At 66.6% G+C, this 15206-nt stretch carries 17 protein-coding genes and 1 pseudogene; 11 read left to right on the forward strand and 7 right to left on the reverse strand.

Going from position 1 to position 15206, the window contains the following annotated elements:
• From PMI15_RS06595 to PMI15_RS06625, 7 genes are all read right to left on the reverse strand, one after another.
• Nucleotides 1–318: 4Fe-4S binding protein (locus PMI15_RS06595; RefSeq protein WP_369751950.1), on the reverse strand; the 318-nt coding region annotated here is incomplete at its 3' end.
• 31 nt (nucleotides 319–349) lie between these two features.
• Nucleotides 350–1267 carry a cytochrome-c oxidase, cbb3-type subunit III gene (gene ccoP / locus PMI15_RS06600; RefSeq protein ID WP_007865514.1) on the reverse strand — a complete coding sequence of 306 codons (918 nt, stop codon included), beginning with the start codon at nucleotides 1265–1267 and terminating at the stop codon, nucleotides 350–352.
• Between the two features lie 60 nt (nucleotides 1268–1327).
• On the reverse strand, nucleotides 1328–1465 hold the full coding sequence (locus PMI15_RS06605; protein WP_007865517.1) for a CcoQ/FixQ family Cbb3-type cytochrome c oxidase assembly chaperone: 138 nt from the start codon (nucleotides 1463–1465) through the stop codon (nucleotides 1328–1330).
• Nucleotides 1466–1476: 11 nt separating this feature from the next.
• On the reverse strand, nucleotides 1477–2106 hold the full coding sequence (gene ccoO / locus PMI15_RS06610) for a cytochrome-c oxidase, cbb3-type subunit II (RefSeq protein ID WP_007865524.1): 630 nt from the start codon (nucleotides 2104–2106) through the stop codon (nucleotides 1477–1479).
• A 28-nt stretch (nucleotides 2107–2134) separates the two neighbouring features.
• The gene (gene ccoN, locus PMI15_RS06615; protein ID WP_007865526.1) at nucleotides 2135–3568 is read right to left on the reverse strand and encodes a cytochrome-c oxidase, cbb3-type subunit I; all 1434 of its coding nucleotides are present in this window, start codon (nucleotides 3566–3568) and stop codon (nucleotides 2135–2137) included.
• Between the two features lie 65 nt (nucleotides 3569–3633).
• Complete coding sequence (gene ccoS / locus PMI15_RS06620) at nucleotides 3634–3771, reverse strand: cbb3-type cytochrome oxidase assembly protein CcoS (protein WP_007865537.1); 138 nt, start codon at nucleotides 3769–3771, stop codon at nucleotides 3634–3636.
• Nucleotides 3772–6084, reverse strand: coding sequence for a cation-translocating P-type ATPase (locus tag PMI15_RS06625; protein ID WP_007865540.1), 2313 nt, complete (start codon nucleotides 6082–6084; stop codon nucleotides 3772–3774).
• 164 nt (nucleotides 6085–6248) lie between these two features.
• Here PMI15_RS06625 and PMI15_RS06630 point away from each other — a divergent pair, with 164 nt between their 5' ends.
• The 11 genes and pseudogenes from PMI15_RS06630 to PMI15_RS06680 form a co-directional block, all read left to right on the forward strand.
• Nucleotides 6249–6800: a cytochrome b gene (locus tag PMI15_RS06630; protein ID WP_007865543.1), complete on the forward strand. Its 552-nt coding sequence runs from the start codon at nucleotides 6249–6251 to the stop codon at nucleotides 6798–6800.
• Nucleotides 6801–6833: 33 nt separating this feature from the next.
• Entirely contained in the window at nucleotides 6834–7523 is a 690-nt protein-coding gene (locus tag PMI15_RS06635; RefSeq protein WP_007865545.1) for a VIT family protein, read from the forward strand.
• 400 nt (nucleotides 7524–7923) lie between these two features.
• Complete coding sequence (locus PMI15_RS06640) at nucleotides 7924–8631, forward strand: sensor histidine kinase (RefSeq protein WP_007865547.1); 708 nt, start codon at nucleotides 7924–7926, stop codon at nucleotides 8629–8631.
• An 8-nt stretch (nucleotides 8632–8639) separates the two neighbouring features.
• Nucleotides 8640–9014, forward strand: a complete 375-nt coding sequence (locus tag PMI15_RS06645; RefSeq protein ID WP_193372140.1) for a cytochrome C — start codon at nucleotides 8640–8642, stop codon at nucleotides 9012–9014.
• A 170-nt stretch (nucleotides 9015–9184) separates the two neighbouring features.
• On the forward strand, nucleotides 9185–9628 hold the full coding sequence (locus PMI15_RS06650; protein WP_007865557.1) for a universal stress protein: 444 nt from the start codon (nucleotides 9185–9187) through the stop codon (nucleotides 9626–9628).
• Nucleotides 9629–9664: 36 nt separating this feature from the next.
• Nucleotides 9665–10087 carry a universal stress protein gene (locus tag PMI15_RS06655; RefSeq protein WP_007865559.1) on the forward strand — a complete coding sequence of 141 codons (423 nt, stop codon included), beginning with the start codon at nucleotides 9665–9667 and terminating at the stop codon, nucleotides 10085–10087.
• Nucleotides 10088–10111: 24 nt separating this feature from the next.
• Nucleotides 10112–11584, forward strand: coding sequence for an arginine-ornithine antiporter (arcD, locus tag PMI15_RS06660; protein WP_007865562.1), 1473 nt, complete (start codon nucleotides 10112–10114; stop codon nucleotides 11582–11584).
• Nucleotides 11584–12792, forward strand: coding sequence for an arginine deiminase (locus tag PMI15_RS06665; protein WP_007865564.1), 1209 nt, complete (start codon nucleotides 11584–11586; stop codon nucleotides 12790–12792). Before arcD ends, PMI15_RS06665 begins: the two co-directional genes overlap by 1 nt.
• A gap of 40 nt (nucleotides 12793–12832) precedes the next feature.
• Nucleotides 12833–13831 (forward strand): ornithine carbamoyltransferase, encoded by a 999-nt coding sequence (gene argF, locus PMI15_RS06670; RefSeq protein ID WP_007865566.1) that lies wholly within the window; start codon nucleotides 12833–12835, stop codon nucleotides 13829–13831.
• Complete coding sequence (arcC, locus tag PMI15_RS06675) at nucleotides 13828–14754, forward strand: carbamate kinase (protein WP_007865581.1); 927 nt, start codon at nucleotides 13828–13830, stop codon at nucleotides 14752–14754. The genes argF and arcC overlap by 4 nt, the downstream gene beginning before the upstream one ends.
• A 52-nt stretch (nucleotides 14755–14806) precedes the next feature.
• Nucleotides 14807–15206, forward strand: a pseudogene (locus PMI15_RS06680) (S1C family serine protease); the annotation flags it as partial.

Below are 15206 nucleotides of genomic sequence, written 5' to 3' on the forward strand. Positions count from 1 at the left end.
CCACAGGCGGCCGGCCACCGCCGTGAACAGGAACAGCGACAAGGCGCTGGCCACCAGCAGGCCGGTCAGGTAGATGAAGTCCTGCGGATACAGCACATAGCCGAAGAGGTAAAAGCGCCTGGCCTCCAGGTCGAAGAGCACGGCCTGGCGCTGCCCCCACTGCAGCCACGGCAGGCCGTAGAAGAACAGCTGGGTCAGGATGACAAAAGCCCAGCGCCAGCGCGCGAACAGCCCGCTGACCGAGCGCGGGTAGATCTTTTTTTGCGCCTCGTACAGCGACTCACCGGCCGGCTGCGCCGCCGGCACGATGGGAATGATTTTGCGCAGGGCTGGCTGGGTCACTGTCGCCTCAAAGCTTGGCCGCGGGGGCCTTGTTGGACAGCCCCCAGATGTAGGCCGTCAGCACGTGAATCTGCGCTTCCGTGAGCTTGCCGGCCTGCGCGGGCATCTCGTTGGTCTTGCCCTTGTTGACGATGTCGACGATCGCCTGCTCGCCCCAGCCGTGCAGCCAGATGTCGTCCGCCAGGTTGGGCGCGCCCAGGGTCGTGTTGCCCTTGCCGTCCACGCCGTGGCAGGCCGCGCAGGCGCTGAACTTCGATTTGCCGAGCTGGGCGCGCACCGAATCATGCGGGCCGCCCGACAGGCTCAGCACGTACTGCGCCACGTTCTTGACGTCCTCGGGCGTTCCCACGGCCGCGGCCATGGGCGGCATCTGCCCCTTGCGGCCGCCGGTCAGGGTTTCCTTGATCTTCTCGGCCGAACCGCCGTGCAGCCAGTCGCTGTCGGCCAGGTTGGGAAAGCCCTTGCTGCCGCGCGCGTCCGAGCCGTGGCACTGGGCGCAGTTGTTCATGAAGAGGCGCTCGCCCACCGCCATCGCATGGGCGTCGCCTGCCAGCTGCTCGGCGCTTTGGGCGCTGAAGCCGGCATACAGCGGTGCCAGTTCCTTGTCCGCCTTGACCATCGCGCTGTCGTATTCGCCGCGCGTGCTCCAGCCCATCTCGCCCGGGTAAGCGCCCAGGCCCGGATAGGCGATGAGGTACAGCAGCGAATAGATCACGGACAAGACGAACAGCCACATCCACCAGCGCGGCATGGGGTTGTTGGCCTCGCGCAGGTCCTCGTCCCAGACATGGCCCGTGGTGTTGTCGCTGCGCTCGGGCATTTTTTTGCGGGCCGTGGCCCACAGCAGCACCAGCGCGCCGATGATGCCGACCAGGGTCAGCGCGGCCACATACCAGGACCAGAAGTTGTTTGTGAAATCGCTCATAGCTCACACCCGATGTGTTGTGCGGTGAAGAAAAAAACCTTGAAGATGCCCGGCATGGCGCTAGTCCTGCAGGAAGGGGATCTTTGCGTCCTCTTCAAAGCGCTTGCGGTTGCGGCCTGAATAGGCCCACACCAGCAGGCCGATGAAGGTGGCAAAGCACAGCAGGGTGGCGATGATGCGCAGCGTATTGACGTCCATGGTGTCCTCCTTTATTTCAGGGCCTTGCCCATGACTTGCAGATAGGCCACCAGGGCGTCCATTTCCGTCTTGTCCTTCACCACACCAGCGGCCTCGGCGATTTCGGCATCGCTGTACGGCACCCCTACCCTGCGCAGCGCCTTCATGCGCGGCGCCATGTCGGCCGGGTTGACGCTGGCCTTCTCCAGCCAGCTGTAGGCCGGCATATTGGATTCAGGGACCACGTCGCGCGGGTTGTTCAGGTGGATGCGATGCCACTCGTCGGTGTACTTGCCGCCCACACGCTGCAGGTCGGGGCCGGTGCGCTTGCTGCCCCACTGGAAGGGATGGTCGTAGACAAACTCGCCGGCGACCGAGTAGTGGCCGTAGCGCAACGTCTCGGCGCGGAAAGGCCGGATCATCTGCGAGTGGCAGTTGTAGCAACCCTCACGAAGGTAGATGTCGCGGCCGGCCAGCTGCAGCGCGCCGTAGGGCTTGACGCCTTCTATGGGCGCGGTGGTCGACTTCTGGAAGAACAGCGGCACGATCTCCACCAGGCCGCCCACGGCGATCACCAGCAGGATCAGGATGATCATCAGGAAGTTGTTGGTCTCAATCTTCTCGTGCGAGAAGCCGGCGGCCGTTGTGTTGTCGTCTTTCATGGGGTATTCCTTCTTCTCTTGTGTCTTGTCATGCGTGTGCCAGCGCCGGCACCGGCACCCGGATGGGCCGGCCCCGGGCCGCCGTCATGCAGACGTTCCAGGCCATCAGCACCATGCCGCCCAGGTAGAGCACCCCGCCGAAGAAGCGCACCACGTAGAAGGGATAGGTGGCCTTGACCGATTCAACGAAGGTGTAGGTCAGGGTTCCGTCGGCGTTCAGGGCGCGCCACATCAGGCCCTGCATCACGCCGGCGATCCACATGGCCGCGATGTAGAGCACGATGCCCACGGTGGCCACCCAGAAATGCACCTCGATGGCGCGCACCGAGTACATCCGCTTTTGCCCGAAGAGGCGCGGGATCATGTAGTACAGCGTGCCCATGGAAATCAGGCCCACCCAGCCCAGCGCGCCCGAATGCACGTGGCCGACGGTCCAGTCCGTGTAGTGCGACAGCGCGTTGACGGTCTTGATGGACATCAGCGGCCCCTCGAAGGTGCTCATGCCGTAGAAGGACAGCGAGACGATCAGGAAGCGCAGGATGGGATCGTCGCGCAGCTTGTGCCAGGCGCCCGACAGCGTCATCACGCCGTTGATCATCCCGCCCCAGCTGGGCGCCAGCAGGATCAGCGAGAACACCATGCCCACCGATTGCGTCCAGTCGGGCAAGGCCGTGTAGTGCAGGTGGTGCGGGCCCGCCCACATGTAGGTGAAGATCAGCGCCCAGAAGTGGACGATGGACAGGCGGTAGCTGTAGACCGGCCGCTCGGCCTGCTTGGGGATGAAGTAATACATCATGCCCAGGAAGCCCGCGGTCAGGAAAAAGCCGACGGCGTTGTGGCCGTACCACCACTGCACCATGGCGTCCTGCACACCGGCATAGGCCGAATAGGACTTCATCCAGCCGGCAGGGATCTCGGCGCTGTTGACCACGTGCAGCACCGCCACCGCCAGGATGAAGGCGCCGTAAAACCAGTTGGCCACGTAGATGTGCCTGACCTTGCGCACACCCAGGGTGCCGAAGAACACCACCGCGTAAGCCACCCAGACCAGGGTGATCAGGATGTCGATGGGCCATTCGAGCTCGGCGTATTCCTTGCCGGTGGTGTAACCCAGAGGCAGGCTGATCGCCGCGGCCACGATGACCAGCTGCCAGCCCCAGAATGTGAAAGCCGCCAGGCGCGGCGCGAACAGCGGCACGCCGCCGGTGCGCTGCACCACGTAGTAGCTGCTGCCTATGAGCGCGCAGCCGCCGAAGGCGAAGATCACCGCGTTGGTGTGCAGCGGCCTGAGCCGGCCGTAGCTGAGCCAGGGGATGCCGAAGTTCAGTTCAGGCCAGGCCAGCTGGGCCGCGATGAACAGGCCCACCGCCATGCCCACCACCCCCCAGAGCACCGCCGCCAGCGAGAACTGGCGAACCACCGTGTCGTGATAGGCGATCCCTTGCGTCGTTTCTTGGTTCATGAAGCACCTTTTGTCTAGATGTTTCAAAGTGTCGATGCGGCGGGCGGCGCGGCACTTGACGCAGGTCAATCACCGTGAAGAATGCGCTCGCCTTCCTGCTCCAGTGCCTCGAATTGCCCACGCCACACGGCCCAGCCCAGCGCGCCAATGATGAGCAGCGCCAGCACGACCGACAGCGGGATCAGTAAAAACAGGATGTCCATTCAGAGCTCCGGAATGCTTCGCGCCAATCTTGCGGAATTGGCCACCACCAGCAGCGAACTGGCCGCCATGCCGAAACCCGCCAGCCAGGTCGGCATCAGGCCTGCGATCGCCAGCGGCACGCAGGCCGCGTTGTACAGCGCGGCCCAGAGCAGGTTCTGGCGCACCACCCTCCGGGTTCGGCGCGCCTGCGCCAGCAGCGCCGCCACGCTGGCAAGCCGGTTGCCGGTCATGATGAAATCCGCCCTGGCCTGGGCCAGCGGCACGGCCTGGCCCATGGCCATGGACACATCGGCCGCGGCCAGCACCGGCCCGTCGTTCATGCCGTCGCCCACCATCATGACGCGGTGGCCTTCGCGCTGGAGCCTGCGCACATGTGCCAGTTTCATCTCCGGCGTGCATTCGCCGAAGCACCACTCGATGCCGACGCGGCGCGCCAGGTGGGCCACGGCCCGGCCGGTGTCGCCCGACAGCAGTTGCACGCGGACACCGAGCTTGAGCAAGGCCGCCACCGCCTGCGCCGCGTCGGGACGGATGGCCTCGTCCAGCTCGAAGCCCGCCAGGTAGTGTTCGCCATCGGACAGATGCGCCTGCAGCACCGGCACATCGCGGCCCGGCACAGGCGCACGGCAAAAAGAGGCCGAGCCCAGGTAAAGGTAGCGCGCATCGCTGCCGTCCAGCCTGGCGACCTTACCGCGCAGGCCCCGGCCGGCCACCTCCTCCACCTCGCTGGCCACCCAGTCCGGCGCGGGGTAACGCGCGGCGATGGCGCGGGAAACCGGATGCAGCGAATGCCTGGCCAGCGCGCCCGCCCTGTCACAGGCCTGATCCCGATCCACCTTGTCCACGCCTTGGGGGGTGTGGGCCAGGACCACTTCCATGCGGTCCTGCGTCAGCGTGCCGGTCTTGTCGAACACCACGGTGTCCACGGCCGCGCAGCTTTCAAGTGCCTGCAGCCTGCGCACCAGCAGGCCGCGCCGCGCCAGCGCGCCCGCGCCGGCCAGCATGGCCGCCGGCGTGGCCAGCGACAGGGCGCAGGGGCAGGTCACGATGAGCACCGAGACCGCGACCGCCATCGCATGCGCCTGCCCGAAAGGCCACCACCACCAGGCCGCGCCGGCGGCCGCCAGCAGCACGGCCGCCAGGAAAGGACTCGCGATGCGGTCCACCAGCTGCACCAGGCCGGGCTTTTCCAGCGAGGCCTGCTCCATCAGCGCGACGATTTCGGCGTAACGGGTTTGCGCGCCGACCCGCTGCACACGAACCAGCAGCAGGCTGGTGAGGTTGTGGCTGCCGGCAATGACGCCGTCGCCGGCGCGCCGCAACAAGGGCTTGGATTCACCGGTCAGCAGGGACTGGTCGACCCTGCTCTCGCCGGTTTCCACCTCCCCATCGGCCGGAAAGGCCTGGCCCGGCAGCACGCGGATCAAATCGCCCGGGGCAAGCCGGCGCACGGCCACCGCGCGGAAACTGCCGTCGGCCTCCTGCCGCTCCACGCTGTCCGGCAGGCGGCGCATCAGCGCCTCCAGCGCGCCGGCGGTGCGCTCGCGCAGGCGCTGCTCCAGCAGCCGGCCCGACAGCAGGAAAAACACAAACATGGGCACCGAGTCGTAGGAGGCATGCTCACCCCAGGGACCGGCCGGGTCAAAGGTCGCGGCCGTGCTGGCCCCGAAGGCGATCAGCACGCCCAGCGCCACCGGCACGTCCATGCCGATGCGCATATTGCGCACGTCGCGCAGCGCCGCCGCAAAAAACGGCCAGCAGGAAAACAGCAGCACCGGCAGCGTCAGCACCCAGGAGGCCCAGCCCAGCAGCGCCCGGATGTCGGGCGTGATCTCGCCGGCCGGCGCCAGGTAGGCCGGCGCCGCGTACATCATGACCTGCATCATGCAAAAGCCGGCCACCAGCCAGCGCCACAGCATCAGGCGTTGGGCCCGTTGCCGGTTACCGGCCAGCAGCAGGTCGCCGGCCGGCAAGGCGCCGTAGCCGGCCTGGCGCAGTGCGGCCATCCAGAGCGACGGCCGCGTGGCTTGTGGATTCCATTGCAGCCGCGCCGTGGCGGTCACGCCGTTGACCTGGACCGTGTCCACGCCGGGCAGCTTGCGCAACACCGCCTCGACGGTGAGCGCGCAGGCCGCGCAATGCATGCCTTCGATCGCCAGGCAGGACTCCCACCAGCCCTCGCGCCCCGCCACCGGCCGGCTGAAGCCTTCCCACTCGGCCGGCTCGTCCAGCGCGGCCCACGGCGTGGCGCTGCCTGCGGCCGGCGGCGCGGGGCCGGCGGAAAGCAGCGGCAAGGAGGGGGCGGTTTGCATGGCGAAAGCTTAGCCAGCGCAGAGTGCCCCGCCCTTGACATGGATCAAGCCCCGGGCTGGCGCGACGCGGCATTGTTTTGATCCAGGGCTAGCAGGCCATCCCCGGACATCCCAGGCTGGGGGCCTGAACAAGCGCCTCACTTCAATGACAGCGACAAAACACCATGATTTCAGAAACCCCTACGGAAAAACGTTACGGCCCGCTTTCCATCGGCTTGCATTGGTTCATGCTGGTCCTGCTGGCGGCGGTCTATATCTGCATGGAGCTCAGCGGAACTTTCCCCAAAGGCAGCGACATGCGCAGCGGGCTGAGGACCTGGCACTACATGCTGGGCCTGTCCGTGTTTGTACTGGCCTGGCTGCGCCTGGCGGTCAATCTTTGCCATCGCGCCCCACCCGTAGCCCCGGCGCCGCCGCTCTGGCAAAGCCGCCTGGCCCGGCTGGTGCATGCGGGGCTTTATGTGCTGATGATCGGGTTGCCCCTGGCCGGGTGGCTGGTACTCAGCGCTCGCGGCCAGCCGATTCCTTTTTTCGGGCTGCAACTGCCCGCGCTGATGGCCGAGAGCAAAAATGCGGCGGGCTGGATCAAGGAGATCCACGAAGCGGGAGCGACAGTGGGCTATTTCCTGGTGGGCCTGCACGCATTGGCGGCCCTGTACCATCACTATCTGTTGCGTGACAACACACTGACCCGCATGCTTGCGGGCCGCCGTTGATGCGCCCCTGGCCCTGGAGCGAAGGATGGATGCATGAGACACCTTGAATGGCACAGAACCTCGCGCATCGGCTGGCTTCGCGCCGCCGTGCTGGGGGCCAATGACGGCATCGTATCGACCGCCAGCCTGATCGTCGGCGTCGCCGCAGCCAGCGCGACACACGGCAACGTGCTGATGACAGGCGTGGCCGCCCTGGTGGCGGGGGCGATGTCCATGGCCGCGGGCGAATACGTGTCGGTCCACTCGCAGTCCGATACCGAGAAGGCCGACCTGGCCCGGGAGCGCGCCGAACTCGACAAGGACCCCGCGTCCGAACACCGCGAACTGACTGCCATCTATGTCGCGCGCGGGCTGGACCACGCGCTGGCCGGGCAGGTTGCGCAGCAGCTCATGGCCCATGACGCCCTGGGTTCGCACGCGCGCGATGAGCTGGGCATTTCCGACACCATGACGGCCCGGCCGCTGCAGGCTGCGCTCGCGTCGGCGGCCAGCTTTGCGGCCGGCGCCCTGCTGCCGCTGGCCGTCACCGCGGTGGCGCCCGGCGACACGCTGATCTGGTGGGTATCGGTAAGCTCCCTGGTATTTCTGGCGTTTCTGGGTGCGACGGCCGCCCGGGCCGGCGGCGCGGCAGTTCTGCCCGGCGCCTGGCGCGTGACTTTCTGGGGCGCGCTGGCCATGGGCGTGACCGCGGGTGTGGGCGCGCTGTTTGGCGCAGCCGTATAAGTTCGCTGGCGAACAGACACATGCCGATGCCACGCGCAGAGTAAGGCCATGTCATCACTGTCCGCAACAGGTTTGCCGGCCGGCGCTGCCCAAAGCCGGGTCACCTGTTCAGCGGTGGATTGAAGGAATTCAATGGGTTTTCCCTGCGCACGGACAGTCCCCTGCCACAGCGGAAAGCCTGGAGCCTTGAGCCAGATCAAAAGCCGTGCGACTGGAAGAGGAATCTTTCCTCTTATTGTCCTATCGCACATGCGGATGAATCAGCCGGTGCGTGCGCCTGAGGCAGGCCTAAGATTTGAACGATCCGCGTGCCTGGTGGGGCGACAGCCCGCCAGCCTCCTTTGACCTGGCGGTTCCCAGGCGAGGCCTCATGCGAGCCACGCAACCAGGAAGTACTCAAATGGCCACTGAAATTGGAATGAAACCTTCCGGGGGATCTCCCGGCGCGGTTTCGTTGCCATTGCCCTTCTGTCGAAGCTGCCAGGAACAGGTTCGCGTCCAGGAGCGCGAGCATCTCGCGCGGGAGCTGCACGACGCTCTTGGCAGCCTTCTGATGAGTGCCAAGCTTGATGTTGCCTGCATAGAGCCGGAGCTGGCCAGGATTTCGCCGGCGGCCTCCGGGCATCTCCACCATCTGATGGACATCCTGAATCAAGCCATGGCGCTCAAGCGCCGGATCATCGATGGCCTGGAGCCGCCGCTGCTTCTGACACAAGGACTGGCCAAAGCCGTCGCGCGGCTGGCGCAGGATTTCTCATCGGCGTCCGGGATCGGTGTGACGACCAGCCTGGCCGATGTCGCCCTGCCCGCTTCCGCACAGCTCGCTGTCTACCGGCTTGCAGAGGAGGCGCTGACGAACATCGGCAAATATGCAGGCGCCTCCCGTTGCTCCATTACCCTGCTTGAAGCCGGTGACGGCGTGCAGGTTGACGTGAAGGACGACGGCGTCGGCTTCAATGCCGATACCGACCAGAATTTCGGGCATGGCCTTATCGGCATGAGACATCGGATTGAAGCGTGCGGCGGCACGCTGATCGTGGAGTCGGGGCCGGGTAGCGGAACACACTTGCGGGCCCACCTCCCCGCGGGCAGCGACGCGGCGCATTGATGGATTCCATGGCATCGCCATCACCATCGCCAGCAAGGTTTGCGGGCCGCTGTCTTGTGCCGGCCGCCATAGCGCTCGCCGGCCTGGCGGCGCATGCCCAGACAACGCCCGTGCCCGGCCGCGGGGAGTTGCTGTACACGACACATTGCATCGCCTGCCACACCTCGGAGATGCACTGGCGCAACAACCGCCGCGCGCGCGACTGGGAGAGCCTGAAGGCGCAGGTTCGCTTCTGGCAAGGCAACACCGGGCTGCAATGGGGCGAGGCGGATATCACGGAAGTGGCCGGGTATCTGAACGACACGATTTACCGGTATCCGCGCACCGCCCCCGCCGGACTCGGCCTGTCCGGGCCGGCGCAGAGGATTTCCGCCGCGCGCTGAGCCGCTCCGGAAATCTTCCCGGGCCGCCGCGGTCTCGTACACAGCAAAAGGTCTCACCGCAAGCGCTGCGGCAGAGAGCCGGCATCATGTGCCGCGCCCTTGACATGGATCAAGACCGGGCCGCCGCGGCGCTCCTAGACTGCGGCACATCAACACACAGGAGAACCACCATGTACCAACGCATTCTTGTTGCCACCGACGGCTCCACACTGTCCAAAAAAGCGGTCAAGGACGCCATCGCCCTCGCGGCATCCCTGGAGGCCGGACTGGTGGCGCTCAACGTCGTGCCGCGCTATCCCGTGAGCTACTTCGAGGGCGGTGCCAGCATTTCGCCTCAGGAAGTCGGGCGCATCGAAAAGGATTGGGCCGACCGGGGCCAGGCCATCGTCGACGCGGTCTGCAAGTCCGCCGAAGCCGCGGGCGTCAAGTCCAAGGCCGTGGTCGTCAAGTCCGACCTCGTCGCGGCCTCCATCCTGGCTACGGCCAAAAAGAACAAAAGCGATCTCATCGTGATGGCCTCGCACGGCCGCAAGGGCATCTCGCGCATCCTGCTCGGCAGCGAGACCCAGCAGGTGCTCACGCACAGCGGCATTCCCGTCCTGGTCCTGCGCTGAACGCGCGCCGTTTCAACCCTCTTCCCGGAGAACAACATGAGAGTCCTTCTGGCCGTTGACGGCAGCAAGTTCACCAAAAAGGCCCTGGCCTTCCTGGTCACCCATGAAACCCTGATGGGCCCCGATGCGGAGTTGGTCGTGCTGAACGTGCAGATGGCCGTCTCCCCGCGCGTCAAGACCATGCTGGGCGCGGCCACGGTCTACGCCTACCACCGCGACGAAGCCCAGAAAGTGCTTGAGCCCATAGAACGCTTCCTCAAGCGCCACGACATCCCTTTTCGCGCCTCCTGGGTCGCCGGCATACCGGCCACGCAGATCGTGCAGGCGGCCAAACGCGAGAAGGTCCACATGGTGGTCATGGGCACGCACGGCCACGGCCTGCTGGGCCGCGCCCTGCTGGGTAGCGTCGCCCAGCGTGTGGTGGCCGACGTCGACGTGCCCGTGCTGCTGGTCCAGTAAGCGCTCATCACCTGAAAGCATTCCATGAACACACTGTCAACAACGCCCGCCTCGTCACCGGTGCCGCGGGCCATTCCCACCACCCGGCCGTCCCAGGGCAGCCTGGGCCTGGGCCTGCTGGTCGCGCTGGTGACGGGTTCCATCATCGGCAGCGGCATCTTCGGCCTGCCGCAAAACATGGCGGCGGGCGCCGGTGCCGGCGCCATCCTGATCGGCTGGCTGGTCACCGGCGTGGGCATGCTGGTGCTGGCGCGCGTCTACCAGATGCTGGCGCTGCGCAAGCCCGAACTCGACAACGGCGTCTACGCCTACGCCCGCGCGCTCTCAGGCGACTACATAGGATTTAACTCCGCCTGGGGTTACTGGATCAGCGCCTGGATAGGCAACGTCGGCTACCTGGTGGCCGCGTTCGGCGCACTCGGCTATTTCTTCCCGGCTTTCGGCGAAGGCAACACCCCCGCGGCCGTCGCCGGCGCGTCGGTGGTGCTATGGGTGGTGCATGCGCTGGTGCTGCGCGGCATCAATACCGCGGCCTGGGTCAATGCCGTGGTCACGGTGGCCAAGGTCATTCCGCTGCTGCTGTTCATCGTGCTGGCCGCGGCCGCTTTCCAGGCGCCCACCTTCAGCCTGGATTTCTGGGGCGGCGCCAAGCTGGGCTCGGTGCTGGACCAGGTCAAGAGCACCATGCTGGTGACGGTATGGGTTTTTATCGGCATCGAGGGCGCCAGCGTCTATTCGGCGCGCGCGCGCCAGCGCAAGGACGTCGGCAAGGCCACGGTCATAGGCTTTCTGATCTGCCTGGCCCTGCTGATGGCCGTCTCGCTGCTCTCCCTGGGCATCTTCACGCAGCCGGAACTGGCCGGGCTGAAAAACCCCTCGATGGCCGGCGTGCTGGAAAAAGCCGTGGGGACCTGGGGCGCCGTGCTCATCTATGTAGGCCTGATCGTTTCCGTGGGCGGCGGCTTCCTGGCCTGGACATTGCTGGCCGCCGAGTCACTGTTCACGCCGGCCAACAGCGGTGTCATGCCCGAATGGCTGGGCCGCCAGAGCGGCAAGGGCGTGCCGGCCAATGCCCTGTGGCTGAGCAGCGCCATGGTGCAGGTTTTTCTCATCGTCACGCTGGTGTCCAAGGCGTCCTACCTGGCGTTGATTTCGCTGTCGACGGCCATGATCCTGCTGCCCTACCTGTTCAGCGCGCTCTACGGCCTCAAGCTGGCCGCGCGCGGTGAGGGTGCAGGCCCGGCCCGGGGCGGGCTGGACTTGCCGGTGGCCGCGCTCGCCTCGGTGTACTGCCTGTGGCTGCTGTACGCCGCCGGCGCCAAATACCTGCTGCTGAGCGCCCTGCTCTATGCGCCCGGCGCGGCCCTGTATTTCATCGCCAAACGGCAGGCCCGCCGTGAGCCCTTCACCGCGGGCGAAAAAGCCATGCTCGCCGCGGTGCTGGCACTCGCGGTGGTGGCGGGCTGGATGCTGGCCGCCGGAAAGTTGAGCCTGTGATGGCCGGCGTTCATTCAGAGACGGGCCGGCTGCGCAAGGTGCTGGTCTGCAGGCCCGGCCTGGCGCACACGCGCCTGACGCCCGCGAACTGCCGGGACATGCTGTTCGACGACGTGATGTGGGTCGCGCAGGCCAAAAACGACCACTATGCCTTTACCAGCGCCATGACGGAGCACGGCGTGGAAGTGCTGGAACTGCACGACCTTCTCGCGGTCACGGTCGGCAACCCGATGACACGCGACCGGCTGCTGGACCGCGAACTGGCCGGCACCGACTTTGAAGCCGCGGGTGTGCTGCGGCCCTGGCTGCAGGAGCTGCCGCCGGCCCGGCTGGCTGAATTCCTGATCGGCGGGCTGACACCGGCGGACCTGCCCTTCAAGCTGCCCGGCCTCACGGCCGCCTGCGCAAGCCCGTCGGACCTGCTGCTGCCCGCCCTGCCCAACACCCTGTTCACGCGCGACAGCAGTTGCTGGATAGGCGACGGCGTGGCGCTGGGGGCCATGTACTGGCCCGCGCGGCGGCGGGAAAGCCTGCTCATGGCGACCATTTACCGCTCCCATCCGGCGTTCGCGGGCAAGGTCACCGAATGGTGGGGCGACCCGGGACAGCCGCACGCGCAGGCCTCGCTCGAAGGCGGCGACGTCATGCCGCTGGGCAAGGGCCTGGTGCTGGTCGGCATGGGCGAGCGGACCTCGCCGCAGGCCGTGACCCAACTCGCGCGCAGCCTGTTTACCCGCGGCGCCGCGACCCGGGTGCTGGCCGCCCAGTTGCCCAAATCGCGCGGCGCCATGCACCTGGACACGGTGCTGACCTTTTGCGACCGCGACCTGGTGACGGTGTTCCCGGACATCGTGCAGGCGATCCGCGTGTTCAGCCTTCGGCCCGGCACGAAGCCGGGCGAGCTGGACGTCAGGGCCGAAACCGAGCCCCTGCTGGAGGTGCTTGCGCAGGCACTGGGATTGCCCAGGCTGCGCGTCGTCGCCACCGGCGGCAATGCCTACGAAGCCGAGCGCGAGCAGTGGGACGACGGCAACAACGTGCTGGCGCTGTCGCCCGGCGTCGTCATGGCCTACAACCGCAACACCCACACCAACACCCTGCTGCGCAAGGCCGGCGTCGAAGTCATCACCATTCCCAGCGGCGAACTGGGGCGCGGCCGCGGCGGCAGCCACTGCATGTCCTGTCCGATTGAGCGCGACGCCGCCTGATCCGCCCCACCATCGAGGCATCCACGAAAGACGGTTACCCATGAGCTTCAACCTACACAACCGCAGCCTGCTGGACCTCAAGGACTTTTCCCCGCGGGACATCCGTTTCCTGCTGGACCTGGCCGCCGAACTCAAGCGCTCCAAATACGCGGGCAATGAACTGGCGCGCCTGAAGGGGAAAAACATCGCGCTGATTTTCGAGAAAGCCTCCACCCGCACGCGCTGCGCGTTTGAAGTCGCGGTGCATGACCAGGGCGGCCACGTGACCTACATCGACCCGGTCAGCTCGCAGCTGGGCCACAAGGAGTCCCTGAAAGACACGGCCCGGGTATTGGGCCGGCTGTACGACGGCATCGAGTACCGCGGCTTTCACCAGACGGTGGTGGAGGAGATCGCGCGCTTCTCGCACGTGCCGGTGTGGAACGGGCTCACGGATGAATCGCACCCGACCCAGGTGCTGGCGGACCTGCTGACCATGCAGGAGTTCGGCGAAAAGCCGCTGCACGAACTGTCTTTTTGCTACCTGGGCGACGCCCGCTTCAACATGGGCTGCTCGCTGCTGGTGGGCGGCACGCAGATGGGCATGGACGTGCGCATCGCTGCTCCCGCCGCGCTGATGCCGCCGCCGGCCCTGGTCGCTGAAATGCGCGAGCTGGCGAAAACGACAGGCGCGCGCATCACCCTCAGCAACGATCCGGCCGAAGCCGTCAAGGGCGCGGACTTTCTTTACACCGACGTCTGGGTCTCCATGGGCGAGCCCGACGAAACCTGGAAACTCAGGATTGAGCAGCTGCTGCCCTTTCAGGTCAACAGCGCCTTGATGAAGGCCACCGGCAAGCCGCGCACCCGCTTCATGCATTGCCTGCCGGCTTTCCACAACCTGGACACCGAAGTCGGCCGCCAGATCCACGAGCGCTACGGCCTCAGCGAGATCGAGGTGACCGACGAAGTTTTTGAATCCGACGCATCCATCGTGTTCACGCAGGCGGAAAACCGCATGCACACCATCAAGGCCGTGCTCGTGGCCACGCTGTCATGAGGCTGGTCGTGGCGCTGGGCGGCAATGCCTTGCTGCGCCGGGGCCAGTCGCTCAGCGCGCAGCACCTGCTGGAAAACATCCGGGGCGTGGCGGCCCAGCTGGCCCGCGTCGCGCTGCACCATGAGCTGGTGGTGACGCACGGCAACGGGCCGCAGATTGGCCTGCTGGCGCTGCAGAACTCGGCCTACACGGCGGTGGCGCCCTACCCGCTCGACATGCTGGGCGCACAGACCGAGGGCATGATCGGCTACCTGCTGGAGCAGGAACTCGCCAACCAGCTTGCGCCCAACCGCCCAGTGGTCACCCTGCTCACGCGCGTGGAAGTCGATCTCGCCGACCCGGCTTTCGGTCGGCCCACCAAACCCATAGGGCCTGTCTACACCCAGGAGGAAGCCGAGCGGCTTGCGCAAGCCATGCACTGGCATGTCGCGCCCGACGGCGCAAGCTTCAGGCGCGTCGTGGCTTCGCCCCTGCCCCTGCGCGTGCTGAGCGCGGACCCGCTGCGCTGGCTGCTGCAGCACAAGGCCGTGGTCATCGCGGCGGGCGGCGGCGGCATCCCGGTGGCGCGCACGGCCGGCGGGTGGGCCCTGGAGGGCGTGGACGCCGTGATTGACAAGGACCTGACCAGCGCCCTGCTCGCGCTGGAGCTGGGTGCCGACTGCCTGGTGATCGCCACCGACGTGGACGCCGTCTACCTCGACTGGGGACTGCCGTCGCAGCGCGCTCTCGGCAAGGTCAGGCCGCAGGAATTGCTGGAGCACAGCTTCCCCGCGGGCTCCATGGGCCCCAAGGTGCAGGCCGCCGCCGGCTTCGTCTTGAAGACGGGAAAGAAGGCCTTGATAGGTTCGCTGGCCCAGATCGAGGAGATGCTGGCGGGCCGCGCCGGCACCGAGGTCAGTCCCGGCGGCGGCGCGGCGGTTTGAGGCGGAACGTCCCGGCTGCATTTTTTCGTCGGGCTTGCGTTGGCGCAAGTGGATGGATACCGGTGCCGTGTTCAATGGCCGCATGAAGTTCCATCGTCTTTTGCTCGCTGCCCTGGTGGCATGCGCCGCCCTGTATCTGGAAAGCGCCCATGCGGAGCCGAAGGGCCGCCGGACTTCCCTGTCAGCCGGTGCCATTGTGGCCAGCCGCGGCGCCGGCGTCGTGGAAATCAGCACCATCAGCGCATGGGTGCGCGGCGGCAGCGACGGCCCGGAACCGGAATTCGCCCCACAGGACAGCTTTGGTGACCAGTTGGCCCGGCCGCAACCCATAGGCCTGGCGCGCGGTGAGGCACGCGACCTGGCCTCCGGTTTTGTGCTCACGGCCGACGGTTATATCGTCAGCAGCGCGCACGTGCTGTGGGACGCGGAAGAGGCCCAGGTACGGCTTTTTT

It is taken from the genome of Polaromonas sp. CF318, assembly GCF_000282655.1.
Taxonomy (GTDB): domain Bacteria; phylum Pseudomonadota; class Gammaproteobacteria; order Burkholderiales; family Burkholderiaceae_C; genus Polaromonas.

Bases quoted from the DNA above. Each gene is read 5' to 3' on its own strand.
- ccoP (WP_007865514.1), bottom strand. From the start codon at position 1,267: ATGAGCGATTTCACAAACAACTTCTGGTCCTGGTATGTGGCCGCGCTG.
- PMI15_RS06605 (WP_007865517.1), bottom strand. From the start codon at position 1,465: ATGGACGTCAATACGCTGCGCATCATCGCCACCCTGCTGTGCTTTGCC.
- ccoO (WP_007865524.1), bottom strand. From the start codon at position 2,106: ATGAAAGACGACAACACAACGGCCGCCGGCTTCTCGCACGAGAAGATT.
- ccoN (WP_007865526.1), bottom strand. From the start codon at position 3,568: ATGAACCAAGAAACGACGCAAGGGATCGCCTATCACGACACGGTGGTT.
- ccoS (WP_007865537.1), bottom strand. From the start codon at position 3,771: ATGGACATCCTGTTTTTACTGATCCCGCTGTCGGTCGTGCTGGCGCTG.
- PMI15_RS06625 (WP_007865540.1), bottom strand. From the start codon at position 6,084: ATGCAAACCGCCCCCTCCTTGCCGCTGCTTTCCGCCGGCCCCGCGCCG.
- PMI15_RS06630 (WP_007865543.1), top strand. From the start codon at position 6,249: ATGATTTCAGAAACCCCTACGGAAAAACGTTACGGCCCGCTTTCCATC.
- PMI15_RS06635 (WP_007865545.1), top strand. From the start codon at position 6,834: ATGAGACACCTTGAATGGCACAGAACCTCGCGCATCGGCTGGCTTCGC.
- PMI15_RS06640 (WP_007865547.1), top strand. From the start codon at position 7,924: ATGGCCACTGAAATTGGAATGAAACCTTCCGGGGGATCTCCCGGCGCG.
- PMI15_RS06645 (WP_193372140.1), top strand. From the start codon at position 8,640: ATGGCATCGCCATCACCATCGCCAGCAAGGTTTGCGGGCCGCTGTCTT.
- PMI15_RS06650 (WP_007865557.1), top strand. From the start codon at position 9,185: ATGTACCAACGCATTCTTGTTGCCACCGACGGCTCCACACTGTCCAAA.
- PMI15_RS06655 (WP_007865559.1), top strand. From the start codon at position 9,665: ATGAGAGTCCTTCTGGCCGTTGACGGCAGCAAGTTCACCAAAAAGGCC.
- arcD (WP_007865562.1), top strand. From the start codon at position 10,112: ATGAACACACTGTCAACAACGCCCGCCTCGTCACCGGTGCCGCGGGCC.
- PMI15_RS06665 (WP_007865564.1), top strand. From the start codon at position 11,584: ATGGCCGGCGTTCATTCAGAGACGGGCCGGCTGCGCAAGGTGCTGGTC.
- argF (WP_007865566.1), top strand. From the start codon at position 12,833: ATGAGCTTCAACCTACACAACCGCAGCCTGCTGGACCTCAAGGACTTT.
- arcC (WP_007865581.1), top strand. From the start codon at position 13,828: ATGAGGCTGGTCGTGGCGCTGGGCGGCAATGCCTTGCTGCGCCGGGGC.